This is a genomic window from Dyadobacter sp. 22481 (assembly GCF_052044875.1).
Lineage (GTDB): Bacteria > Bacteroidota > Bacteroidia > Cytophagales > Spirosomataceae > Dyadobacter > Dyadobacter endophyticus.
Map to the genome: position 1 here is coordinate 91,873 of NZ_JBQENV010000007.1, position 26,994 is coordinate 118,866.

At 49.3% G+C, this 26,994-nt stretch carries 14 protein-coding genes; 12 read left to right on the plus strand and 2 right to left on the minus strand.

Going from position 1 to position 26,994, the window contains the following annotated elements:
* Positions 1-32 precede the first annotated feature (32 nt).
* Positions 33-1,580 carry a tail fiber domain-containing protein gene (locus tag ACTJJJ_RS31370; RefSeq protein ID WP_440703880.1) on the minus strand — a complete coding sequence of 516 codons (1,548 nt, stop codon included), beginning with the start codon at positions 1,578-1,580 and terminating at the stop codon, positions 33-35.
* A gap of 507 nt (positions 1,581-2,087) precedes the next feature.
* On the opposite strand from ACTJJJ_RS31370, the gene ACTJJJ_RS31375 reads away from it, so the two are divergent.
* Together ACTJJJ_RS31375 and ACTJJJ_RS31380 are read left to right on the plus strand one after the other, a co-directional pair.
* Positions 2,088-3,518 (plus strand): T9SS type A sorting domain-containing protein, encoded by a 1,431-nt coding sequence (locus ACTJJJ_RS31375; RefSeq protein WP_440703881.1) that lies wholly within the window; start codon positions 2,088-2,090, stop codon positions 3,516-3,518.
* A 754-nt stretch (positions 3,519-4,272) separates the two neighbouring features.
* Positions 4,273-5,310, plus strand: a complete 1,038-nt coding sequence (locus tag ACTJJJ_RS31380) for a hypothetical protein (protein ID WP_440703882.1) — start codon at positions 4,273-4,275, stop codon at positions 5,308-5,310.
* 91 nt (positions 5,311-5,401) lie between these two features.
* On the opposite strand, the gene ACTJJJ_RS31385 is transcribed toward ACTJJJ_RS31380, so the two are convergent.
* Positions 5,402-6,289 (minus strand): dienelactone hydrolase family protein, encoded by an 888-nt coding sequence (locus ACTJJJ_RS31385; RefSeq protein ID WP_426292183.1) that lies wholly within the window; start codon positions 6,287-6,289, stop codon positions 5,402-5,404.
* 183 nt (positions 6,290-6,472) lie between these two features.
* Between ACTJJJ_RS31385 and ACTJJJ_RS31390 the strand changes: the two genes are divergently transcribed.
* From ACTJJJ_RS31390 to ACTJJJ_RS31435, 10 genes are all read left to right on the plus strand, one after another.
* Positions 6,473-8,116 carry a hypothetical protein gene (locus ACTJJJ_RS31390; RefSeq protein ID WP_440703883.1) on the plus strand — a complete coding sequence of 548 codons (1,644 nt, stop codon included), beginning with the start codon at positions 6,473-6,475 and terminating at the stop codon, positions 8,114-8,116.
* A 146-nt stretch (positions 8,117-8,262) separates the two neighbouring features.
* Positions 8,263-9,288 carry a hypothetical protein gene (locus ACTJJJ_RS31395; protein ID WP_440703884.1) on the plus strand — a complete coding sequence of 342 codons (1,026 nt, stop codon included), beginning with the start codon at positions 8,263-8,265 and terminating at the stop codon, positions 9,286-9,288.
* Between the two features lie 246 nt (positions 9,289-9,534).
* The gene (locus ACTJJJ_RS31400; RefSeq protein ID WP_440703885.1) at positions 9,535-11,484 is read left to right on the plus strand and encodes a hypothetical protein; all 1,950 of its coding nucleotides are present in this window, start codon (positions 9,535-9,537) and stop codon (positions 11,482-11,484) included.
* Positions 11,485-11,495: 11 nt separating this feature from the next.
* Entirely contained in the window at positions 11,496-11,891 is a 396-nt protein-coding gene (locus tag ACTJJJ_RS31405) for a hypothetical protein (RefSeq protein ID WP_188939242.1), read from the plus strand.
* Positions 11,892-11,896: 5 nt separating this feature from the next.
* Positions 11,897-12,283 carry a hypothetical protein gene (locus ACTJJJ_RS31410; RefSeq protein ID WP_440703886.1) on the plus strand — a complete coding sequence of 129 codons (387 nt, stop codon included), beginning with the start codon at positions 11,897-11,899 and terminating at the stop codon, positions 12,281-12,283.
* A complete protein-coding gene (locus ACTJJJ_RS31415) occupies positions 12,276-13,679 on the plus strand; it encodes a hypothetical protein (protein WP_440703887.1) in 1,404 nt (467 codons plus the stop codon). The genes ACTJJJ_RS31410 and ACTJJJ_RS31415 overlap by 8 nt, the downstream gene beginning before the upstream one ends.
* A 29-nt stretch (positions 13,680-13,708) precedes the next feature.
* Complete coding sequence (locus tag ACTJJJ_RS31420; protein ID WP_440703888.1) at positions 13,709-17,113, plus strand: DUF6603 domain-containing protein; 3,405 nt, start codon at positions 13,709-13,711, stop codon at positions 17,111-17,113.
* A complete protein-coding gene (locus ACTJJJ_RS31425; RefSeq protein WP_440703889.1) occupies positions 17,110-20,352 on the plus strand; it encodes a hypothetical protein in 3,243 nt (1,080 codons plus the stop codon). The genes ACTJJJ_RS31420 and ACTJJJ_RS31425 overlap by 4 nt, the downstream gene beginning before the upstream one ends.
* Positions 20,353-20,361: 9 nt before the next feature.
* Positions 20,362-25,014: a hypothetical protein gene (locus tag ACTJJJ_RS31430; protein ID WP_440703890.1), complete on the plus strand. Its 4,653-nt coding sequence runs from the start codon at positions 20,362-20,364 to the stop codon at positions 25,012-25,014.
* A 3-nt stretch (positions 25,015-25,017) separates the two neighbouring features.
* A complete protein-coding gene (locus ACTJJJ_RS31435) occupies positions 25,018-26,853 on the plus strand; it encodes a hypothetical protein (RefSeq protein WP_440703891.1) in 1,836 nt (611 codons plus the stop codon).
* The last annotated feature ends 141 nt before the right edge of the window (positions 26,854-26,994 follow it).

Below are 26,994 nucleotides of genomic sequence, written 5' to 3' on the forward strand. Positions count from 1 at the left end.
TTGGACGCCGCTATCCTTTTCCACTTCTACATCTATCTTGCCGTTATGCCCGATGGCTGCACCAATATCTTATCAAGCCTTGATTCGATCATTGTCAGTTGGTCATGGATATCCTTACTATCTGCCTTAAAAGCCGCATTTTCAGCTTCCAGCTTCGCGTTCTGGTGTGCCAGTTGCTTCACCGACTCGATCAGGTGAGGGATCAGGCCTGTGTAGTTAAGCGATTTAAAACCCTTATCATCCGTTTTTACGAGTTCAGGAAAAAGCACTTCCACTTCCTGGGCTATCAGCCCGGTTTGCAGGCTTTGATCTTTGTCTTGATCCTTCCAGTAATAATGATAGCCTTTGAGGCCGGTTAACTTTCGGAGGCTGGCTGAAAGTGGAGAGAAGTCGCGTTTTAGACGGCGGTCGGAGAATTGTGTCAGTGTACCTCCCAATGCTCCATTACCCGCATTGTCAACATAGAATCGCCACGCGCCGTTGATAAAAAATCCGATTTGGGCGTCTGTTTTCATGCCCATGAAGCCATCGGCAACATTTTGGGAATTATTAAAATAGATCCCGGACGTTGCTCCATTATGCTTGATGCGCATGCGGCCACCAACATCAAGCGGAAATTCGGGAAATTCGTTACCCAGCTTTATTCCTGTATTTCCATTCCGCAAAACTGATATTGCATTCGCCTTGTCATTGTCCCCCGTCCCGTTCCCAACCTGAAAAATCGCATCATCAAGGGCGGCGACAGTACTTCCACCTGAGCCATGTGGTAAATTATACACCCCAACAATGAAACTCCCCCTGTGATTGGATTGGGTTCCAATACCAAATGACGCAGCAGCATAACCTGACGCAAATGAGTTGAAACCAATTCCTGTCGAAAAATCCCCCATAGCCGAAGAAGCTACTCCGGAAGCAAGGCTAGCCAATCCCTTTGCTGAATTATCACTTCCGAATGCTGCTGAAAATGTTCCCAGTTCCGGATCCTCCCATTTACCGCTCAATGAACTTCCGGCACGAAAGGCGCCTTTCGCCGGATACCAGATCAATCGGTTCCCGTCGCCGATTTGTGGCAAGAGGTACTTTTTTAGATCAGGATCATTCACAACATTCGGATCATTCGGATCAATATCCGGCCCGAATCCATCTTTTTGCACCACCGGAAACCCGTCGTTCCATTTCGTTGCTTCCGCTGCCTGAATGGCATACGGCACACTTAGCATTTGCGTCGTTCCCAGGTCGGTATACGTCGTTCCGCCCAGCGGGTCCATTTCGAGTTGAAGAAAGTATGGGAACGTTTTCCACGATATATCCGCAAACTTGCCGCTCACAACAGTTCCACCGCCAATTTGAATGTTGAAAATACCAATGGTGTTTGTCTGGCTTGTGTGCGTTTCCTGATAGACTGCTGTTCCCCCTGCCGTTTCGGAATGTACCGTTGTGCGAACGCTTATCGTCGCATTCGCCGCTACTTGGCCATCTGCCTTTCTTGCAACACCCTGGAAGCTGAACTGCTGCGGAGCCTGCGCCAGAATGAACAATCCTCGCAGGACCAGCATCGTACAAATTAAAAATACCTTCATCGTCTGTTTTTTTAGAGCCAGGAATCAGAGGGGCCGTACTTTCGAACCCGGACAAAAAAGAGATCGAGCGAGGCCGGATCGCGAAAAAAGTGACCAAGCGGCACAATCGGATATACCATCGGCAAAAGTAGGATTTTCCCAAGAGATCGCGATCCAAACAAATTGCATTTTTACAATAATCCACCATGAGCCAACAGAGCCAGCTCCGAATCGCGTCAAAAAGTTTAGAAAAAGTCTGATTAAGAATAACTCATTGATAAAAATAGTTTTGTTGTCGCTGTAAGTTATTATAAATCAGATAGATAAAAATATATGTACACGATGACTAATAGTATTTCTATCATCTAGAACAACAAAATCCATAGCATTGAGTACTATTTTTACGCCAACGTATAGCTATATTTAGTTTAGCAGAAAATACTTTACCGTTAACTATATAATTTAATTATTTCAAGATATTGGAATTATATTGATTTTAAATTTTTTAGTCACTAAACGTCCTCTATCATGAAAACTTTTTACCTGTGGATATGGGTTGCCCTTGCGGCAATTTCTATCCATTCCAAATCTTACGCTCAGTGTGAGCTGGTTGACCCCGCAATTGAACTTAACAGTGTTTCCCCCAGCGGTTCAGATTGTATTGTGAATGTCAACCTTTCGTTTACGATCGATAAAAACAATGGTAACAAGTATACCTATGTGCACTTGTGGACGCCTACCGACTATCCCGACATCGATTACAAAAAAGCGCCGAAGCTGGCCGACCTGGGCAATGTGCTTGCCACGCTCGCGATCAGCACAGATGGCCCGGCCACATTGCTTTCGACTTACAGTGCCGACGCAAATGTGATTCCTCTATTTACTGGGCTGACCATTCTGGAAGAAGATCTGGGAGGTGGATTATCCCGCATAACGATCGACAACATTCAATTTTCAGTTCCAGGCGCATGTGAAACGCTTCCAATCCTGAAAGGTGACGTCTGGTCAAGCCAGGCATCGAGTGCGAACCCTCCGGTGCACTGCTATAATGAGGACTTCGATCTGCGAATCAACGACCCTGTGATTACCGGCAAGATCAATTGCAACGAACCCGACGGCCCACGCACATACGATCTCGATATCATCTCTACCAGCCCGACCGCATTTGAAGTATCATACACCTTATATCTGGACGACGGCGTTTTAACAAACGGAGAAACAACTTTCGGCGCGGGAGATCTTCCTATTTATTCAAGCGGACCAATCAACCTGTCGGCTTCGCAGCCAATCCAGAGCAAGGACGAACCTTATACGTATGCTTTCCTCGAAGATAAACGTACGATATGGGTGGTATTGACCGGACCAAGCCTGCCGAATGCGATCGTGGCCGAACTCCAAAACGGTTGTACCATCACATTACCCGTAACTCTTGCACGCTTCAACGGATCCCTGCTCGACAACGCGGTGAGCCTTTCCTGGACGACGACCGAAGAAGCAGGCAGCAGCCATTTCGACATCGAAAGAAGCGCTGACGCGAAAGAGTTTATCCAACTTGGACGCGTTCAGGCAAAGGGGAATTCGGCAGCCACCCAGCAATACCGGTTTACGGACACGAAACCTATTGTCGGCAACAACTACTATCGCCTTCGAATGGTCGATACGGATGGTAAATTTGAATATTCGAGGATGATCGCCATCGATAATGGTGCCAATAGCGTTGCATTCGAACTCATGGGTAATCCGGCGTCGGGAAGAGAAATCAAATTCTTGCTCAAAAACGAAAATGCTTCGAATGTGAGTCTTTTCGACTTGTCAGGGAAGGCGATACGCTTTTCACTCAGCCAAACAGGCAATGAATTTGTTCTGAAACCCAGGAACGGTATTTCATCGGGTCTTTACATTCTCTCCCTGCAACGCAGCAACGCCAATGCGCTGACCAGGAAAGTACTCGTGCCCTAACTCTTCACGCTTTCAATTAGAACCCCCGTCGAAGCACTTTCGGCGGGGGTTCTGTCGTATTGGCGGCTATCTGCGGATCATATCGCTACTATTGCGCTTCGCATTCTAAAACACCAATATGCGGCTTTTCAGCATGTTACTTTTAAAAGAACAAGTTTCAATATTTATTTTTTCGAAAATATAACAATCTCAATATCAATATATTACATAATTGTAGAGATATTTTTATTTTGAAATTGAAATCATATGCCTTAAACTTGTTGTAGATTTTATTTTACATGAGAGAAACTTGAAGTAAAATAACATCTACATATTGCTAGTAGAATTTCTTTTTTAACGGAACTCTGTCTGGACAGTAACTCACTCAACGTTAAAAGACATGATAGGAAATTTTTATCAATGGCATTCGCCACGAGGTAGTATGCGCCCCGGACAAGGGCCGCGCCTGTCCGGTCAAAATGAGAATTCGACCTTACCTTTTAATTCTGTTTCAAGGACTCCCGTTCCGGGAACGTCCTACCATCTTCCTCTTACTGATAATTGCGAAAATTCCTTTGGGAATGCGGGAAAGACAAATGCATCCCTGATTATGCCTTACAACCAAATAGGTTGTCGAATGGCATGACAGGAAACATATAGGAACTCCGTTCGCTAACGCGGCTTGCCTTCAAAAGGCTAAGTCCGGGAGAATATTGCACCCATTGAACCAATTTAATAATCCGCCAAATAGTCTTTTTCTCTAAATCAAACTCGTATGAAAACACGTACACTCAGATTACTTACCCTTTTGACGTTCCTTACATTCTTCCTGTATGATTGTAAGGACAAGGAAGCGGATTCACTCGCACCTGCCAACACAGAGCTTTCCAGCCAACTGGACAAGCTGGAACTGGCAACTACCACACTGCAAGAAACACCGGACGTCAAACTCGTGCCCGGAAAAGTGGAGTCTTCGGTTAAAACGCAGGAACTGAACAGCTCGTTGAGCACAGTTACTGCCGGAAATATCCCGGCAAGCGTTTCGAAGGCGGCAGAGGAGGTATCTACCTCACTTACTCCTGCGGAAATCAAGGCATTGAACGAAGTTACTCCATCACAGGCCACCAAAACCGTGCTCAATTCGGACCAGGTACGTGCTATCTTGAGCAAAGTCGCGGCAGATGTAAAACTTCAAGGCTACCTCTCGCTATTCACAGCTGCCAAGGTGGACGGGCTTCTTGATGGCGGACGCACTGGCGGAGTTACAGACGGAACATCTTCGAATAGCGCCGCTGTCGAAAAAGACAATACCGACGACTGTATCGCCCGCGCCAACGAGAAATTTGAAAAAACCAAGGAGCGCCTGGACGACAGCAAAGCGAAAGAGCTCGACAAAATCAACGATGCTTATAACAAGGACCTGGAACGCATCCAGCGCAACCTCGAAAAATGCACAGGAGAAAACAGCGCGGCGCATTTCGAAGCACTTCGTCAGGTTGGCATCAAAATCGCCAATGACGCACTTGCCGCATTGGAAAAATCGAAGCCTTTCCTGAAGCCTGGCCAGTACGAATACCTGAAAGCGCTGATCAACGTTCAGCTGCTCGATTACTTGGCCAAGGTTAATCAGCTCGAAGCCGCCAAAATCGGTACTTGTACAGAAATCGCTGCGATAGCGAAAGCACGTGCAGAAGAGACTAAAAATTCAAACACCGCCCGTGTAGAAGCTAATTATAACGAAGCTCTTGCCAAAGCGGTGGAATTGAGAGACAAAATGATCGAAAACTGCCACAACCAGGGCAGCGGCAAATAACAATCCGGCGGATAATTCTATTTGTTAGGCGCCCCGTAAGACCATGTCGGTTTTACGGGGCGATTTTTGTTTTAAAACCCCCAATCCCAGATTATGTCAACTTTGCTTTGAAAAAATCGATCGTGCGTTTCCATGCCAGCTCCGCGGCAGCCTTATCGTACCGGGGTGTGGTGTCGTTGTGAAAGCCGTGGTTCGCATCCGGGTAAATGAATGCCGTATATTCCTTGTGGTTTTCCTTTAATGCTTTCTCATAGGCAGGCCAGCCTTCGTTCACACGTGTATCCAGGGCCGCATAATGCAGTAATAGCGGCGCCTTGATCTTCGGGACGTCCTCTGCTGCGGGCTGCCCGCCGTAAAACGGCACCGACGCCGCGAGGTCGGGAATGCGAACGGCCATCATATTGGCAATGGCACCGCCAAAACAGAAACCTACCACACCGATCTTTCCGTTGCAATCCTTGTGGTTTTTCAAATATTCATAAGCTGCAATGAAATCCTCCTGCATTTCATTGCGGTCGCGCTTGCTTTGAAGTTCCCGGCCCGCATCGTCATTGCCCGGGTACCCTCCCAGCGGTGAAAGCGCATCGGGGGCTATGGAAATGAAGCCCGCTAATGCCGCCCGACGGGCTACGTCTTCAATATGCGGGTTAAGTCCCCTGTTTTCATGAACTACCACAATCCCTCCCAGCTTGCCTTTCGCATCCGCAGGCTTCGATAACAACGCCTTGATCGTCTTCCCGCCTTTCGGAGAATCATAATTGACATAATCCGACTGCAAACGCGGGTCCCCCGCCTGAACCTGAATCTGGCCCTGGTAATCGGGCATCAGGAAACTCATGAGCGAAGCCACCGTCACGCCGCCCACCGCGTAGGCCGACAAATTCTGCATAAAATTGCGACGATCGATACGGTCGTGCGCATAGTCGTCGTAAAGGTCGAATACTTCCTGTCTGATATCCTCTTTTTTTAGCTGGTCCATTGGCTGGGTAAAAGGTTTGAGGTTAGATTGATTTTGATAAAGTTCTCAATTAATACTGAAATAACATTCGGTTTAAAATCAACATTATCAAATATTTACTTGTATTTTGTGTCCGATGTTTACAATTTTATTACCTATTAGAGCCGTTCAAATATTATTCCTCAATACCAATAACTGAAAGCTATGAAACACCTTCTACTGGCAATTTTACTACTGTCACCTGTTATAAGTTTCGGACAAGGATCACTGGAATCGGACCGGCTGGCATTGATAGCACTTTACAACTCCACCAAGGGCCCTGAATGGCTTCAGAAAGCCGGCTGGAACCCCAACGGTAATCCGGGCGACAGCCCCTGCGGCTGGTACGGCGTGACCTGCGCAGGTGGGCGCGTGACAGGGCTGGACCTTTCAGGAAGTGCGATCGACGGAAGTCTGCCTCCCGAGATCGGAAACCTGGATCAGTTGAAAACGTTCATCGTCGACTGGACTATGATTATCGACTGGGAAACGCCTGAAATTCCGCGTTACCTACCTATTCCGACCGAAATCGGCAACCTTACTAACCTGGAACACCTGGATCTCAGCGGTAGGAACAGCGAGGAGCCATTCATGGGTGGGCTCCCTTTACCCGGACCACTGCCAGCCAGCCTCGGCAACCTCACCAAGCTAACGTACCTTGACCTGAGTTGCAGCCTGGTGGATTTGCAATATCGCGGTAATATGAATGGCGCTATTCCCGCCACACTTGGAAATCTGGTCAATCTGAAACATCTCGACCTGAGCAACCAGGTTTTGTCGGGTGCTATTCCTCCTGAACTGGGAAATCTCACACAGCTCGAATACCTGAACCTCACCGGCGCCAATCAATTTACCGGCGGCATTCCAGCAACCTTCAATAACCTGGTCAATTTAAAAACACTTGGATTGCGTTACTCTAATTACTGTGGCTTCGCGTGCTACGGAACACTCTCAGGCCCCATCCCTGACCTATCGGGAATTCCTGCTTCCGCAAGCGTTGAAATCGCATTCAACTCTTTCAATTTTGAAGGCCTGGATCTTAATATCAGTCGGATAGATTTTTATGATAATCAGGCTAAAATTGACATCAATTATAACATTGGCCTCAAATTACTCACTGCCGAAGCAGGCGGAATTATTGCCAATAATACCTATAAATGGTACCGAAACAACGTGCTCATCGCCACGATAGTCGGTAACAAAAACTACGACGTAACGGAAGACGGTACCTATTATGCCACAGTTACCAACAGCACCGTGCCCGGCCTTACCCTCACTACTGAAAACGAAGTCGTGACCACGCTCCCGGTAACCCTGGTATCGTTTTCAGTCAGCAACGAAGGCGATCAAAATAACCTCACATGGAAAACCAGTTTTGAAAGCAACAGCCAAGGTTTTGACATAGAACGTAGCTGGAATGGTAACAACTTCGAAAAAGTAGGATTCGTAGCCGGCCATGGCGACAGCAATAGGGGAAGCGATTATAGTTTTATTGATAGAAGTCCGCTATTCAACAGCTATTACCGACTCAAACAACTGGATTTCGACGGCAGATTTGCGTATTCGAGGGTGATTACCGTTAAGAGCCCCGACGCTGAAATTGTTGCTTATCCGAATCCGGCCGGAGATCATTTTTATCTTAAAAACCTAAAAGAGAAAAGTGAGATTATTGTCCGAAATCCGGAAGGAAAAATCATCGGTAAAAGGGTTGCCGAGCCTGGCAAGCCTGTCGACACCACCAATCTTACGCCCGGCCTGTACACCATCACCTCGCCCGGGGTGGTTCAAAAGATTGTAATCCGGAAATAGGGTTGTTTCGTGTTTTATATGAATGGGCAATTGATGGCGCGGGGTTCGCAGGTCAAGAGTAATAGTTTTTCGGTTACATCCGAAATTGATGCTATTTATTTAATTATACTTGCATTTTTGAGAACCTCTAACAATTATCTTTTTATATGCTAAGATTATACGCCAAGCTGACAGTCCTCGCCGTTGGCCTTTTCTCATTCTCTTGTAGCCTTCAGGATCACGTAATTCCAGCGACGCCGGATGTGTATGTGACCGGTTATTCGCACACAAATGCCGACAAAATAGCCCGATATTGGAAAAATGGAGAGGCCGTAGATTTGCTGTCGAATATCAATGGTGCGGCCGCCACTTCCATTGCCGCGTCGGGAGGGGATGTATATGTTGTTGGATGGGATGCAGACAACAGTTCCTCATCGCGGGCCAAGTATTGGAAAAACGGGGTTCTCCAAACCCTTTCCGGCCCGTACACGGCGACAGTGCTGAGCAAGGTGTTACTATCCGGCAGCGATGTATATGTAGCGGGTTCGGGGGCCAACCAAAGCGGCTACTATGCCATGTACTGGAAGAACGGGGCACCGGTGGTCCTGAACGACTCCCGCGACGGCTGGGCCAGGGATATGGCCATCGACAATGGCGATATATATGTTACCGGAAATGCTTCTGGCGGGCCGGGTGAATTGGCCGTTGCCAAATACTGGAAGAATGGGGCCAGTGTTCAGCTAACCAGCGGGCCTGAACAGCAGTATCCAAACGGGATTGCTGTGTCGGGTAGTGATGTGCACGTTGTAGGCACGCAAAATGGCGATGGTACGCATGGGACAATTGCGAAATACTGGAAAAACGGCGTAGAAACGATATTAAGTCCTGCATCTTACCACTCCAATGCAAACGACATTGCAGTAGTCGGCAGTGACGTTTATATAGTCGGTAACGTAGCTGGCAAAGACAATTATTACACGGCGAAAATTTGGAAAAATGGTATTGCCTCAACCCTCCCCGGGGGCGTCGAAGCTTCCGGCATTACCATTGTGGGCAGTGACATTTATGTTTCCGGAACGGGCTTGAACGGATTGACAAACGTTGCAAAATATTGGAAAAACGGCGTCCCGGTGGATCTCACTAATGGGATGCTGAATAACATTACTACTTCCATTTTCGTAGTAAACCCCTGAACGGGGCCACATGATTGACAAAAAGCTGCGTAGTGATCTGCGCAGCTTTTTTGTTGCTTATTGGAATAAAGCCAACGGCAGGCCAACCCGCCACCGGTAACTAAGAAATTGTAATTAACAGGAAATATTTAGGACAATATTTTTTTTAATCTCACAAATTATCGAGAACTAGGTATCACAATTCGCTGGTTACCAGCCACTCCCCTCCATTGATAGTGAAAATACGGTTGCTTAACATGTTAGACTATGCAAAGCGATATTTACACCCGTCAATTATTTCTTCTTCAGAATAAAGACCTGTTTCGGCGATTACTGGAAAAATTTTCCGGTGTCGTGAACCTGGGCATCGGCGTCAAGGAGATCAATGGATTGTTGACCGACCAGATCTGCTACCGGATATATGTTTCCAAAAAACTTCCGCCCCATGAAATTCCCGCCGACCAGCTGATACCCGCCGAAATGAATGGGTTTACAACCGACATTTTGGATTGGGAAGAATATGAGGAGATGGTATTGGATGCTTCAAAAGCGCGGCCGCTTATGGGTGGCGTCCAGATCAAGAATGACCATTACCGGTTTGGCAGCACGCGGGGAGTAGGTACGCTGGGCTGTCTCGCGGTGATGAACGACGGCTCCAACAAGCTTGTCGGCCTGACCAACGAGCATGTCGTGCGACTGAACCCGGCCGATAACATTATCGGAAAAGACATAGGCCAACCCCACAAGATCAAAAAATGCTGTGGCTGCACTTACAATGTGATCGGCAAAGTGCTGGGCGCTGTAAAAAATTTCGAAGTGGATTGCGCGATCATCGACCTGGATGGCGACATCGCCAGCGAAATTATCCGCAATGACAAAAGAGGCGAGATCAAGGAAATCGGGAAATTAACGGGCTCCGCACCCGCCGTCGCGGCGGATATAGTGACAAAAAGGGGGGCTGCTACCGGGCTAACCCAGGGAACGATTGTCGACGTAGCGTTCGATCTGACCAATCAGATACTCATCAGGCCATTGCCTGCGCACGCCAAATTTGCGGATTTCGGCGATTCCGGATCTGTAATTGTAAACGCAGCCAAAAAGGTAGTCGGCCTTTTATGGGCAGCCAACCGAACGCAAAAGGCCCAGGGCGTTGCCAATCACATCGGACCTGTCCTTTCGGCATTAAACATCCGGATCTTCGTCGCCCCACCGGTCACGACTATTTCCGTCGATCCGGCCGATACCAAAACGCACCAGATTCCGAGTACGATCCTACCGGCCGAGCTCTCTGTCCAACATTTCGTTACCGCCAAAGGCACCGGCGACATCCTGTTGAAAGCCACATTTGCCGAGCCCGTCGACAATGCCAAAATTACCTGGACCTCGTCGGATCCCGGCGCGCCCGTCACTCCGGTTTCAGCTGCCGACAACTCCCTCGTAAAAATTAGCCGGAATGTACCGGCAGGCTTGAAAACCACGATAACCGTTTTTGTGGAAGGAGAGTTTGCCAAACGATTTGACGTCTGGATTGTCTGGGCCGCCGGAAGTATCATTAATACGCTCAACCCCATTGGTCAGAATAGTAGCGACAGCACGCTTTTTTCCATCACGGGAGGTTTCAATTTCGAATTCAAAATCCAGCCGGCTTCGATTATTCCCGATAATCCGATCCTGGATGATGTACCCAATTTTAAAGGAAACAAAACCATCGACCCGCCCGATGTGCCTACCGGCGACATCGATGTATATCAGCAGGGAATCAGCCTCGCCGGTGGCGCCGACAAAAAATGGGATGTATCCAGAAGGTTGATCCACAAAATTATCAACCCCTCCAATGTTCCTTTACCCGAGGACCCTTCCGATCCGGGAGGCCTTATTTTCAATACCAGTTACGGTACTTTCCCTAGTGATCCGGTTGTCGGCAATGATGACAAAGGTGTGTTGGAAGATGAAATGAATGATCCTTATGATGATTTCAAGAGGATTACATCACGCGATAATCCACAGTTCTTTCTCCGAAATGCCGATGGTACAATAGGGGATACCGTGGAGCATCGTGTCAATTTTCAGGAATTCGCAAGATTGCAGATCGGAGATTCCTGGTATGTGATATCCGACTATCTGCTATGGCGGTTTCATCTGAAATTTAAAAAGTTATCGGCAACCCAGTGGGGTGACGATAACAGCATTCTGGCTCTTAATCACGACGATTTTTAAACTAAAAACTGATGCCCGCACAATTTGACCTTTCAAAGTTCAAAAAACTGGGCTCCCTCGCCGAGGCCGCTCAGGTCCTGGACGAATTGCAGGAATCGGGATCCTACGAGAACCTGCGCCAGGCGATGACCCATCCTCTCACGGAGATTAAGAACGAGGCAGTGAAGCGGATTAAGCAAGCTGGTGATAAGCACGCGCTGCCAGAACTTATCAAAGCATTGCAGCATGCGAATGTCCCGGCTATGGGTAGTGAACATGCTACTGCTCAAACTGTCTATAAAGAAAATTTGATCAAAGCAGTTAATGCATTGTCGGGACAAAATTTCAATGTAGCGGACGCGAACAACTTGAAAGAATTGAGTGAGGTGGTCAGTCGCATGACGAGGTGGACGGATGAAAATCTCTAACTGGTATGGTGAAGCTGGAACTGTTCGAAAGAGAGCTGAACAATACGATCGGCGGACGAAAAATCATGGCTGAACTCGCTGGGAACATGGATGAGGTACTGCACCTGATCAACCGGAACCGTGAAGTGATGGTGGTATGGCAGCGGAACAAAGGCCCACAGTTTTTTGCGGATATCCTGGCCAGCGGCTTCGAGCCAAAGGCTGTGGTGGTGAAACAGATCGGGGACGTGAGCCTGGCAGCATTGATCAGACGCATGGCGGCGGCCTTACAGGAAAACGGCAGCGCCGGGCTTAAAAGGCTGATCGACAATTATTTCCTTACCATTATCAATGAGGTGCAGACCTCCGACAATCTTTATCAAGTATTCCTAAAATTGCGCGAAAATGGATAAGACCAGACAAGAGCGATTGGACGAACAAAACCGCCTGCTCGCCAGACAAGAGGAAATTGCGGCGATTCTGCAGACGTACCCGAATGTGGCCGGAACTGCGGTAGGCGTAAAGGAGGTCGGCGGAAAAATAACGGATGAAATAGTAATCCGGGTCTATGTTCAGGACAAAAAGCCGCTTGAAAGTCTGCGTCCCGACGAGATCATCCCTGCTGAAATAGATGGGATCAAAATAGATGTCAACCAAATGCCGGCTGAACTTTCGGGCTGTGTAGATGACCATGAATACAGGCCGATGATTGGTGGAAGCCGGATCATAAGTGCAAAATCCAACGGTAGTGGAACAGTAGGTTGCTTTGCCATCGATAATGTCGATTCGTCGGTTGTTTTGCTTACAAATTACCATGTTTTAATGGATAATGGTGAGCAACCCGGACACGCCGTTGCACAACCCGACTTCTGCTGCGACGCCTGTTGCTGCCGGTGCGGCGAAGTGGCGACGCTGGTAAGGGGTGCGGATTTCGCCAATCCAAATGAATTTCTCGACTGCGCTATTGCCAAGCTTTCCAATGGCCAGGAAAACAACTACGTGAATGAAGTTTTGGAGATTGGGCCACTATATGGGATCACACCGACGCTCGTGGCAGGTGATCACGTATTTAAAAGAGGCAAAGCAACTCACCATACCGAAGGCATTGTGAACGCAGTCAGGATCGCTGCCCTTACACCCGTAAGATTTGAGTCGGGCGTCAAAAATTTTCGCAATCACATGATTATCACTCCGGCAAATCCCGCCAAACCTTTTTCGCACAAAGGAGATAGCGGCTCGGTCATTGTGGATACACAAAACAGGGTTGTAGCTTTATTATTCGGTGACGACAGCAAAGAGGATCCGTATCGGGCCGCCACAGTTACGCTGGCTAATCACATTACCGACGTCGTCGCCAAACTAAACATTACCATCCCGGAAGTCGGCACCCCAAACGCTATGCCGTTGAGATCCGAAGGAAACGCAATCCCGATCGCCGAAGCTCCGCTGGCCCGTTTGCAAAAACTGATCGAAAGCGAAGCAAATGGTCCTCTGCTGATCGGCCTTTTTCACCGACATAACAAGGAAATTATGTCGCTCATCCGCACGAACAGGGATGTGAAAGTGGCCTGGAATCGCTTCAAAGGGCCTGCCTTCACGGCGCATCTGGTCGAAAAAAGCAGAAATCCTGAGTATGTCCTGCCGCAGGAAATCGAAGGTTACACGGCAATGCAGCTCCTGCTCAAAATGTCGACCGTACTCGAAAAACATGGCAGCACCACATTAGCCAGGGACATTGAAACGCATAGTACCGACGTCATGCAGCTTTTTCAGAAGCTCAGTGAAGAACAATTGGCAGCAACCAATTAGCCTGAACAACCGCATCTTAGGCGTAAAATATGGGAACAATCGAACAAATATTGGTCGGCCTGGCCAGGATCATGCAGCCCCTCTCCACCCGGATCGAAGAGGGGGAAACTGAGCTTCTGCTTTCCGAACTGGGCCTCGAACTACCGGCATCCGTCAGGAACAATACCGCATTTCAGTCTGTATTAAATGCTTTCAGCCAACATATCAAGTCGGTCTTTTCCCTCATCGGCGAGCTTCGGCAAGCGGCAGATGCGGACCAGACTCAAACCATCATTCAAAAATCCGCCGAACTCGCCGCGAAGATCAAAGCGCTGATCGATGACTTCGGCATCATGGCAAACAGCATACGAAATGATCTGGGTGCAACGTCTCTGGGTATCACGCAGGCGGAACTGGATACTTTCCTGGCCGACCTTCCCAAGCGTTTGTTCGACTATCTCTTTGTCACCAACATTGAAAACCGCCTGCCTTCGATGGCGGATATACTGGAACTTTTCGGGGTTATAGAAAGGACTGAAACTACCGGCGGCGGCAATCCTGCTTTGCCGGCATTCACCAGGAGCGTCGTCCATCTCGGTGAGTTGACCGACACTGTTTCCAATCCTGCCGGGCAACTGTCGGAGCTTTATGACTGGGGGAAACCGTCTTTTACAGGGACAAAACTATTTCCGGTCCTTTCAAAAGTGCTGCTGCACTCCGGCTTACCTGTCATCTACGATCAGGCAGGGGCACCTTCTGAGATCAATCTGCTTTTCGTGAAGGCAGGGGTTGATCACTCGCAAGCGATACCCGGGCTCTTTATCGAGCCTGCGGCAGGACTTCGATTCACGCCGGATATCGACATCAGTCAGCCGGGATGGAGATTCAGGATCTCCATTTTGCCCGGACTGGGTAGCGGAGCAAGAATTTCACTATTCCCAAACGGAAACCTCGACATTACGGCACCCTCCTTTCCCGGCGGCTCCATGAGCGCAGAATTCAATGCCGGATTTCCTGACAAGCCGTTTGATATTCTGAATTTTTCGGCATTAAGCAAAATCGAAGCCCAATCCTTCGGCACAAAGGTAACGGCAGACATTGACGCTGCTGGCCATGGAAAAATGATGCTGGAAGGCGCACTTGAAAAGGGCCATTTACTGATTGATCTCACACAGGCAGACGGTTTTATTTCAAAAATACTCCCCGCACTGAAAATCGATTCCGGTTTCGATTTGCGCTTCGGGTATTCGTCGGCATCCGGTTTTTTTATCGAAGGCAGTAGCACCCTTGAAATAAAACTGCCGACGCACATTTCCCTGGGCCCAATCGAGATTACCGGGCTGACGGTAAGTGCCGGACTGGGTAAAAACCCGCTTCCACTCACTGCCGGGGCAGATTTCAAGGCGGCATTAGGCCCCCTCGAGGTGGTGGTAGAGGACATCGGATTTACAGTATTTGCCAGATTACTTGATGACAACTCAGGCAATCTCGGCCGGATTGATCTCAGGCCGGGCTTCAAACCGCCGAAGGGTTTGGGACTTGTTATCAGTGCAGGGGCGGTCACCGGTGGCGGATATTTGTATTTTGATTTTGACAGACAAGAGTACGCCGGCGCATTGGAACTAACCATCGCCGGGTTTATTTCTTCCAAAGCGATCGGGCTCGTTACAACCAGGATGCCCGACGGAAGCAAAGGTTTTTCCATGCTCATCATCATTACCGCCGAGTTCAATCCTCCATTTCAGCTCGGCTATGGGTTTACATTGATGGCAGTGGGAGGTCTTTTGGGACTGAACAGGACAGTACTGCTGAATCCCTTGCGTGAGGGCGTCCGTACCGGGGCGGTCAACAGCATCATGTTCCCGCAGAACGTGATCGCCAATGCGCCACGCATTATTTCGGACCTTAAAACCATTTTTCCGCCCTACGAAGGCCGTTTTCTGATCGGTCCGATGGGCAAGCTCGGCTGGGGCACTCCCACCCTGATCAGCCTGTCGCTTGGCGTGATCATCGAAATTCCAGGGAACATTGCAATACTGGGCGTGCTGAAAATCGCGCTGCCCGAAGAGCGCGTTCCATTGGTGCAGATCCAGGTCGCATTTGTCGGCACCATCGACTTTGATAAAAAAATGATCACTTTCGACGCGAGCCTGTACCAATCCTTTTTGCTGGGTATGCCGCTGGAAGGTGACATGGCTGTGCGGCTGAAATATGGCGATAATCCTGATTTTATTCTGACCGTCGGTGGCTTTCACCCGTCTTACACGCCTCCGCCGCTCGCTTTACCCACATTAAGAAGGCTTTCGCTCAACATTCTGAACAAGGACAATGCGAAAATACGGGTGGAATGCTACCAGGCCGTCACTTCCAATACCGTACAGTTTGGTGCGAAGGCTGAGCTTTATTTCGGTTTCAGTTCCATTGCGGTCAGTGGGCACATTGCATTCGATGCGCTGTTCCAGTTTTCGCCTTTCTATTTCATCATAGACGTATCCGCCTCGGTTTCGCTGAAAATTTTCAGTATGGGCGTGTTCAGTATCAGGTTGAAATTTTCGCTGGAAGGGCCAACACCCTGGCGCGCAAAAGGCTCGGGAAGCATTTCTTTCTTTTTCTTCGATGTATCAGCCGATTTCGACATTACCTGGGGCGAGTCGCGAAACACTTCCCTACCCGACATCCAGATCCTGCCGCGTTTTATCGAGGAGATCAAAAAACCGGAGCAGTGGACGGCGGTTCTCGCGGCAAACCGGAGCCTCCTGGTCTCGCTGCGTCAATTCGAGGCTATCGACGGGCCGTTGCCGCTGGTACTGCATCCAGCCGGTGCGTTGGAAATCAGGCAAAAACTGCTGCCGCTTACGGTCAATATCGACAAGATCGGCAATCAGAAAACCAGCGATATCCGCAACGTTTCCATTTCCGGCGCTTCCAGCAACGGAACTGCATTGAGGGTCGATCATGTCGACGAGTTTTTTGCCAGCGCCCAGTACCAGAACATGAGCGATGCTGATAAGCTGTCCAAACCTTCTTTTGTCAAAATGCCGGGGGGGGTGCGCATTTCGCTCGACGGCAGCCATGTCAAAAATGGCAAAATGGTCAGAAAAGTGGTCGAATATGAAGTTACCATCATTGATAAAGAGCCTAAAAGAGCACCGAAAGGGAAGTTCAAACGCTTTTCCGGCACCCTCTTTACGCATTTTCTCAAAGGCAACAGCGTGTCCAGATCAGCATTGTCGAAAGGCCGGTTTGTTCAAATGCAGCCAAAATCTCAGAAACTTAATGTAGTAGAGGAAGGATTTGCGCTGGCCTTCCAGGATAATAATAAAGTCTTTGACCTGCAATCGGTTTTTGCCAATGAAATGCTGGCCCAAACTTATCTGAACGAGCAGATCAGCAAGAATCCACGTCTCAGGAACGACATACACGTAATCTCAACTTTTGAATTACAGGAATCATGAGCGACCCCATAGCAACCTATTCCTTCCTGCCCTGGCTGCGGCAGGGTTTAGCCAACCACATTCAGTCGGGCAACGAAAACATTGCCGGCAAGCTCAGGGCTAATATTCCGGTGCGCCTTTCGATAGCGGCTACCCAAACCGATGGAAATGCAGCGACGGTGGATCCTATTGACAAAAATATTGAGATTTATGGCCCCGGCGATATTGTAGGCATTGATTCCAGGGCGATCGTGAAAACCGAGCCGCGCAATTGGATCACAAATTTCGAACCCAATTACCTGCCCTACATTGATTTTTACGATGAAGATTTCCCCTGGCGCTATACACCTGCTGCACCAGATCTTGCCAAAAACCGCCTGATTCCCTGGCTTACGCTGGTCGTGTTAAAAGAAGACGAATTTGAAGATGGCGCAGGCGCGAAAGGGAAACCGCTACCATTTTTTAAAATGAAGGATGGAAAGAAACCAACGGACATTTTCCCGCCGGTGACGCAGCTCTGGGCCTGGGCCCATGTGCATGCAAACGAAGACCTTTCCGATGGTGCCGCTCCGAATACCGCAGATCCCGTAAATGTAAATGCAGGCATTACAAGCCTGATCGAAAACAACCCGGACAATGCTTGTTCCCGGATTATTTCGCCAAGAAAACTGGAAACCAATACGTCGTACCATGCTTTTTTGATCCCTACATTTGAAAGCGGCAGGCTTACAGGACTCGATTTCACTCCTCCCGATACGCTAACCGCCACAAAATGCGCATGGGAAAACCCGGCAAACATTGAATTTCCCTACTACCATCGCTGGTATTTCAGGACCGGGGATGTGGGTGATTTCGAATATCTCGTAAACCTGCTGAAACCGAAACCGGCCGATAAGAGCGTCGGCGTCCGGGATATTGACATCATCCACCCGGGCTCCAATTTACTTAAACCAGAGGTTATCAGCGATTTACAAGGCAAGTTGAATGGCATCCTGAAACTCGGTGGCGCGCTCCGGGTACCTTTTGACTCACTGAAAGAGGAAGACCAACAGGAAGTAAAAAAATACGATGATTGGGACGAAAACCCTTATCCCCACGCTTTTACAACAGCCCTGGCGCAGCGCATAAACCTGGCCGACGACTATGTCGACCCAACAAAAACCGTTTCGCAGGCAAACGAAAATGCGCAAGTTCCTCTGCACGAAGGCCAGGCCGATCCCGATCCGGTGATCACACTTCCACTCTATGGCCGCTGGCACGCCATGCAGCAACGGCTTTTGACAGATCAGGCAGGCGGCGATTTGCCTCATAACAAAAACTGGGTACACGAGCTGAATCTGGACCCCCGGTTTCGCGTGGCTGCCGGGCTGGGAACAAAAGTGGTTCAGAAAGGACAGGAAGAATACATGCAGGCGGCCTGGGAGCAGGTAGGGCAGGTGATTGAAGCCAACAACAGGATTAGGATGGCGCAGCTCGCGCAGCAGGTTTCTGTCAGGCTGTACCAGAAACATATTACGCCGCTCATTGCCGACAAGGCGTTCACATTCACGGCGCCGGTACAGCGCAGGCTGCTTTTTCAGAACCTTACCATACATAAACAGGTGAAAGACAGCCTGGTACCAAACGCGCTGCTTTCTGGCACATTCAGAAGGATCGTCAGGCCAAGAGGTACGGTCATGAAAAAGTTTGCATTGGATAATACGCCGAATATAGGCAACATGGCAACGTTGGTCAACGCAGGAAAGCTGGTAATCGTACCGCCGAAAGGCGATCCATCGGGAGCTATCAATCTGTCGGATGTGACCAAAGTGAATCCTGGACGGGTACCGGGGCTTAATGCAGCAACGCTGAATTTTATCAAACAATCGGGGATACTGACCAAAGCGGCGCAAAATACCAAAGCCGTCGCACGGTTTACAAAAAGTGCCCGGTTTGTGATTTCCGAGCCTCGCAGAACCCGCCTTACGCTCCTGGGAAACGAGCGCGACAGCAAGGAAGCGACTGTATTTAAAGCGGCATTGAAAGATGCATTTGAGTTTGTACAGATCAGCGACCAGGCGCCGGAAAAAACGATTCTGAAATTTGCGGAGATGGTAACGCAGGTCAAAAAGCTGCTTGATCCGGCTGTAACGATCCCGAAACGCACTTTTGATGCTGTCAAAATTCCGTCCAGGATCAGGGACAGGATGGTGGAAACCTTTGCACCAGTGATGGTATATCCCGAGATCGACCTGCCGATGTATAAACCGCTGGCCGATATGTCTGCCGAGCTTTTCCTGCCGAACATTAACCTCATCGAGCAAAACAGCATTACCCTGCTCGAAAATAACCAAAAGTTTATCGAGGCATATATGGTGGGCATCGACCACGAAATGTCGCGTGAACTGCTCTGGCGGGAATACCCGACCGATCAGCGGGGAACCTATTTCCGTCAATTTTGGGACGTAACAAGCTTTTTGCCTCCACAACCTGTGCCCGACAATATCAAGGAACAGCTCTACGACATTCCACCGATCCACAAATGGTCGAAAATTGACACTTCCAAATTAAACCCTACCGACCCCGGCTCACCTCAGAAGAATGAACTGGGAACACACAATCAGCGCGCATTGACCAGCGGCAAAACACAACTGGTGCTGGTAATCAGGGGCGAGCTGCTTAAAAAATATCCGACGGCGGTTATCTATGCCCATAAAGCTGATTGGGGCAAAAAAAATAACGTGCCCGATGTGAACGAGGAAAGGGTACTGATCGAACTGACGGAGGCTCAAAAGCTTAATCCGCCCGAAACTCTCATCAAAACCCCGCTCTTTGAAGCGAAAGTGGAGCCGGACATTTATTTCTTTGGTTTCGATCTCGACGATGAAGAAGCAAGAGGGACATTAAACCCCACTTCGACCGGTAACAATTCCGGATGGTTTTTTGTGATCAAAGAAAGGCCTGGAGAACCCAGATTTGGCCTTGATATTGAAAAAACAAAAACTGAAAACGGTGATGTTCGCCTGATCAACTGGAATAACTTCTCCTGGGAACATACTGAGACGGAGGCGGGAAGATGCATTGAGCTTAATTCGGCCGCTTCATTTACCACGGCCAATTTCAATGTTCCCGATCCCAATGTAGACCAGGAAAATGTGAAACATCCTGACGATATCCAGGCCGGCTGGACACCCGATAGCGACGCCGCCGAACTGGCGTACATTCTTTACCAGGTACCGGTTTTAGTAGGCGTGCACGCATCCCGAATGTTACCTAAATGATTTTGAACCATGAGCGACCTATTCAATCCGGTTACTAAAATCGCCGAACTGAGCGATGCGTTCCCGATCCTCTTATTTCCGCTGAGGCTCGAAACCCGCTTCAAAACAGCCGGAACCGCCCGGGAACTGTGGTTAAGGGTCTTTCCGGACGATTGCAATATTAACCACAAAGAGGAGCAGCTGTCCGAGTCGGAGCTTCGTAATGCAAAATCATTCTGGACTGAGATTTGGAAGGCTGATGGTGATGAAACGCTCGAAAAAGGCGCGTGGAAAAGTCTGGTCAACAGCCACGGCGCCGGACGGGCCGGCTGGATCGTCTCGCATTACAAACCACTCAACCCGCAACCTGCCGACCTTCAATTTCCCGACGATGCCACCGTAACCACCTCGCCTACATCCTGGACCAAAGCCCCGAAGGCGATTGCATTGCCCGACCGGTTTGTAGCGATCGGCTATAATGGTTCGGCCAAACAAATTTTCCTGTTTGAACAGAATGTGTCGGAGAATCTCTCCGTCGGCCCGGATCCGTCGCTGCCGGCCGACAAGCAAATCAAAAAGGATGCGAACGGTGACCTGATCGTCAATGAGGACTTGCAGTGGATGGTTGATTTTGAGAAGGCTGTTGCGGCCGGAATGGGTGTTAAAATTCCCATGAACACGGCCGGTGCGGCGATTGGTTTTGACAAACTCTTCGTGGTAGGAGTACGCTACTCGACCGATCAGGATAAAAGCCAGGCATTGCTCGAAAAATTGTTATCCGATCATTTTGAGAGCAAAGGGGGTTTTGAGCTACTCAGGCAGGGCACGCCGACAAACAATACGGATGACGAGAATTCCGGAGCCTCGTCTGTTGAAGATCCCGATGAAAGCTTCGCGCGCATATTCAAAAAATCCACGGAGTTCGATGAGTCGGACGATTTCGCGACGAAATCGGATGGGCAAAAATTAGCGGACCTGCTGGGTATCGACCCCGGCATTTTGAAAAAAGTACCCCATGCAAACGGCAGCGACCAGTTGGAAGCCAATGCCATGAACACCGCCCTCTTCCCGGCCACATTGGGTTATTTTATGGAAGAAATGATGACACCGCTTTTTACCGACGACCTGATTAACCGGACTAAAACATTCTTTGCCGACTATGTGTCGGGGCGTGGACCAGCGCCTGCTATTCGGATCGGGAAACAGCCTTACGGGATACTTCCCGTTACGGCGTATTCCAGGCTAAAATTCCCCGCACCACAAACCGGCCCTGTCCTGGCGCCCAGAAAAAACCTCCAGACGATCTTTCTCAACAAGCTGCATCGCCTCCTGATGCAGATGGATTCAAGCTGGGCAAGCCTGGTTCCGGAAGTATCGAGGATCAGCAAGAATAATGCGGACCCGCAGCAAACATTGCTGAATGTGCTAGGCCTGCACCCTAATTCGGTAGAATTTCACCAGCGATATGCTCAAAGCGCCAAACAGCTTTATAACCAACTTATCCTGCAAAAAGATGTAGCATTCGCCGGTACTATTGATCACGCGCTGGACGAAATCAGAAAAGACATTGCATCGGCTGTGGACAGAGATAATCTGTTCAACATCAGCAGCCTGCCTATTTCTAAAAAATACTTCCTGGGTGGAGCAAATTTGCTTGGCGGACCATTGGTGGATGACCTGCCGATATCGGAGTCGGCGCCGGTCAGACCATATACTGCCGATGGGAATAAAAACTACCTGGAATGGCTGGCAACCTCCAATGCCGAAACCATCAGGACGCAGGATTTTGGTGGGCGTGCAGCACCCAATGCGATTCTCTATCTGCTTTTGCGGCATGCGCTGATGCTCGCCCAGGCGGATGCGGCGGCGAGGCTGAACATTACCAAAGACCCCACCAAAAAATTAAGTGATTTTTTTGATCCCGACTTCATTGGCGTACAGCGCGAAGGCGGCAGAAGCAAGTTCGAATCCTTATACGCAGCCGACCGCAACATCACGGGAAACGATACCCAGAAATTGGTTGAATATATTTATAAACCCGAGATCCTGGATAAATCCGCCGAAACGAAAAGGCTGAAAGATACCATCGAGGCCATCCGAATACTTGTCAATACACCCACCGCACGCCTCGAAAGATTACTCGTCGAGCATCTGGATTGCTGCAATTACCGCATTGACGCCTGGCTGACGGGTCTAACAAATTACAAGCTGAGTGAACAACGAAAGATCGGGCAGCCAGAGAGGAAAAATTCAAAAGGCATTTTTATGGGCGCCTATGGCTGGCTAACCGACGTACGGCCAAATAGGAAAGTACTGGCGGACATTCAGTTGTCGCCTGAACTGGACAGGGTACTCAACCGGGAAGCGGGTAAGCCCCTGCAAACGGACGCCGATAACCTCGGATACATTCATGCACCGTCACTAAACCAGGCCGCGACCGCCGCGGTGCTCAGGAGCGCCTACGAGTCCAACAAGCATTCGGGCGATGGAAATCCATTTGCGGTCAACCTTACTTCCAACCGGGTCAGGGTCGCCAATCAATTTCTGGACGGGATACGAAACGGGCAAAGCCTGGCAGCGCTGCTCGGTTACCAGTTTGAACGCGGGCTGCACGACCGAGCCGGCGAGATCGAACTCGATTCGTACATATATCCTTTGAGAAAAGTATTTCCGCTGGTGGCCGATAACCTGAAAGACACATTGAGCGACCCAGCCGAGAGCATTACGACGGTGCAGGCGAATCATGTGGTGGACGGACTGAAACTGGTTGCCCAGATACAAAAATCAGGTACCAGCACATTTCCTTTCGGTCTGCCTCCTTTTGCCGGGTTGAACGAAAGCAGCCCGCAAGCAATCGCGATTAATGCGGAAGCAGCCAGGATATTGGATATCAACGACGCCATTTCCGATTTGGTAGTGGCTGAGCAAGCCTATCAGATGGTTCAGGGGAATTTTGAAAGGGCCGCGGGTGTGGCCGACGCATTCAGCAAGGGAAGCTATCCGCCTGAAATCAACGTTGTGCAGACACCCCGAAGCGGCGTTACGCTTACACAAAAAGTGGCGGTGCAGTTTGACACCGATGCCGACCCGTCAGCTTCGCCTTCGTCTATCGCCATGACGCCCCGGGCAAAGGCAGAGCCCGGTATTAATCAATGGCTGGCCGACATTTTGCCGCCGCCCGAAAAGGTTCTTTGCCAGGTGGATTATATTAAGCCGGGATCAGCATTGACGTCTGTAGAAGTTTCTCAAACCGACCTGGGTGTGCAACCTATCGACCTACTGTATCTCCTGAACCTCGACTCCGAGCAATTCATGACTGAACTGGACGATCGCATCTCGCATTTTGTGCGGTATCAGATTTCAGAACATCCTAAAACAGAGGTGAAGATCAATTATACCAGACCCATTGATCCCGCCGACAAATCGAAAGTTTCGTTTTTCGAACTCGCAGCACTCATTAGAAGCCTGCGACAGATACTGATCGGCAGCAAGCCATTGGATCAGAATACCTTCACCTTGCCGGGGTCGGGTCAGCAAGTCGCTCCGATTGTGAATGATGTTCAATTCAAAAATCGCGTCTCGGCACTCAGGAATGAACTTGAAATGCTCAAAACTCAGATTGATAGTTTGCTGGCAGCACATTCCGGCACGAGCATTGATGATTTGATTGAAAAAACTTCGACCCTGTTCCTGAAACTAGCACTTTATGAAAACAGTCAGACCGGCATCGGCTTCATGCAGCAGGCGAACTCCGATAACGATGATACGGAAGCTGAAAACAGGAGGCTTGTTTCGCTCCAAGAAGACATCGAAACAGCCCTGAAAAACATTCAAAAATCGGTAACAGACAAGCTGGTAACATGCGCAGATCTGATACAAAAAGCGAATGCAGCCACCGTTAATTCCGACAAAATTTCCCTGCTGCAAAGCGCATTTAAAAAGCTATTGGGAGAAGATGCATTGGTATTGATGCATTTCAGGCTCGCCGAACAAGAGGGCAATGCATTTGAAAGTTCGTTTACAAACAGCAACCAGCTGCTGGCTTTTACCAGGACCCATGAAAAGAGGTCTTTCCCGGTCGACGACTGGCTGGCCGGCGTTTCGAGAGTCAGGGAAAAAGTATGGCATTGGGAGAACGTGGCATTGCTTTCCGCAGCTTTTAAACCGGAAAACGCCGTTGAGCTAACTCCCCTGCAATTCCCATTCCGGGAAAACGACCGGTGGGCGGCCATGAAGTTCAAAAACGAAAAGGACGAAGCCGATACATTTGCAATCAACAGCGATACATTATTATATACCGCTCATTTTGCCCAGCCATTTGATAAAACCAAAACCCAATGCGGCATTGTGATTGACGAATGGACGGAGGTAATCCCATCAAAGGAACAAAACACAGGCATAGCCTTTCACTACGACCAGCCGAACAGCGAACCACCGCAGACCATGCTGCTGGTAACTCCGCCGGATTTTACCGGCAGCTGGGAATGGGACAACCTGCTCACCGCACTGGAAGAAACCCTGGAAATGGCCAAAAAACGAGCAGTAGAACCTGCTATGTTGGAAAAAACAAGGTATGCTCAATTTCTGCCGACTACCATGATGGCCGTCACATTACATTGGATCACGGTCGCGACTAATTTGGCAATCAACAACAATGTTTACCAACGCATTGAAAACAATTAGGTCATGGAAGATAAATTCAACCCCAGGGATATTAGTAAGGCACTGGCGGAGAGGCTGCATCCCACGGTCATGATGTGGAACCGGCTGGAAGGACGTCCCCGCACTCATGATTTTGACAGGGCCATGAAAGCGGAGGTACGGGATGCATTGTGGATGCTCACAAGGCAATGGCAAATGGGAGAATTCACCAGCGACGACGCGGGCTCCCCAGTTTTCGCCAAAGTACATATTTCCAACTCCCCGCTCGACCTGTATAAGGCGGCGAACCGGAAGGAAGAGCCGTATGAAGATAATGTTCCACTGGAAGTTAAGGCCGAGCAAAAGAAGATACTCTTTTCGAGGGAAGGAAAAGAACTGAGTATTGATATCAGGCTGCAAATGGGCAGATATTGGCTGAAACTTTTGAAATCCAGAAGTCTTGATTTGGCCGCAACTTACATTAGGCAGTATACTTTCGTCTTGCCGGACCCCGCCCGCAATACCGACCATATCCACGCGCACCGGGAGGTGTGGCAGCAATATGCGGCAATCAGTGGCCGCAGCATGGACGGCTACAAATTTTTACAATATATTGAAATCATTGGCAACCAGGCCTCCGACGATATTACTTCCGATGCCGGGCAGATAGGCGTGCTCGCCGAACTTGCGGAGAATTTCAGATTGTGGTTTAAAAAACTTTACCACCAGCCGGAGGAGGACGAAAATAATGCCTGGCTCCCCGATCGGCTCGAATACCAGTTTGAAAGCTCGGCGCTCTCGGCGACGGATATCAAAACCCTGACCGCTAAAGAATATTACGATGGCCATCTGGATTGGTATGCATTCGATATCGATCAAAAAGAAGGCCTCGCAACCGAAAAACCGAAAGATACGGTCACGGAAACATTCATTCCGGCACATGTGCAGTTTGACGGGATGCCTGACACCCGCTGGTGGAAATTCGAAGACGGAAAAGCCAATCTGGGTGCAGTAAGACCTTCAACAACAGACCTTTCCAAGTTACTTTTAATGGAATTTGGCCTGATTTATGCCAATGACTGGTTTATTTTTCCGCAAACGCTTCCGGTTGGCGTGCTCACGAATATTGAAGGACTGACGGTCCGCAACAACTTTGGAGAAACGATCTGGGTGAAGGCGGCCGAACAGGAAAGTGTTGCCGCTGAGCCGTGGAGCATGTTTAAGCTAAGTTCGCAGACACAAAATAATACGCTGTTTCTGGCACCCGCAGCCATGAAAGTGCAGGAAGGGGAGCCTTTGGAAAAAATCATGCTGATCCGCGATGAAATGTCCAACATGGTGTGGGGTATTGAAACGGCCGTATCGCTGCCGATCGGAGTTGCCGACAAAGGCGGTGAGGCGGCGCTGAGAGTAAGGCAATACCACGAAAACATCGTAAAGGCGAGCACATCTGCCGCGCAAGTGCCCTTTACCGCAAAGATCAGCTACCAGGCGATGACCGACGTGCCCGAAAACTGGATACCGTTTATTCCTGTGCATGTCAAAAACGATAACCGCCAGACCCAGCTGCAAAGGGCGTCGATGTTACGAATCATTGAAGGAGATCCTCACGAACCGGTGAAGGTTAAACCGCGCACAAGTATTTTGCGGGAAGGGCTTGATCACCTCGGTACTGACCGTACTACATCGGCACCTCTGGCTTTTTTCATTCACGAAGAAGAAGTTCCACGTGCAGGTGTGAGTGTCTCTCAATCCTTCCAACGTACGCGTTGGGTCAATGGCGAGGTTTTTGTATGGCAGGGGATGAAGAAGAACACCGGTAAAGGCGAAGGCAGCAGCAACCTGGCCTTCGACCAAATCAGGGCTGTTGAGAAACCCTGATCCGTCTGCTCCCCTATGAGATGAGCCTCTTCCAACTGCATTTAACCTTTGTAAGAAAAGGTGAGTAGATTGGTATACACGCAAAAAGCCACCCATTACTGAGTGGCTTTTCTGTGTATTAATAATTGTGGCGGCTACCTA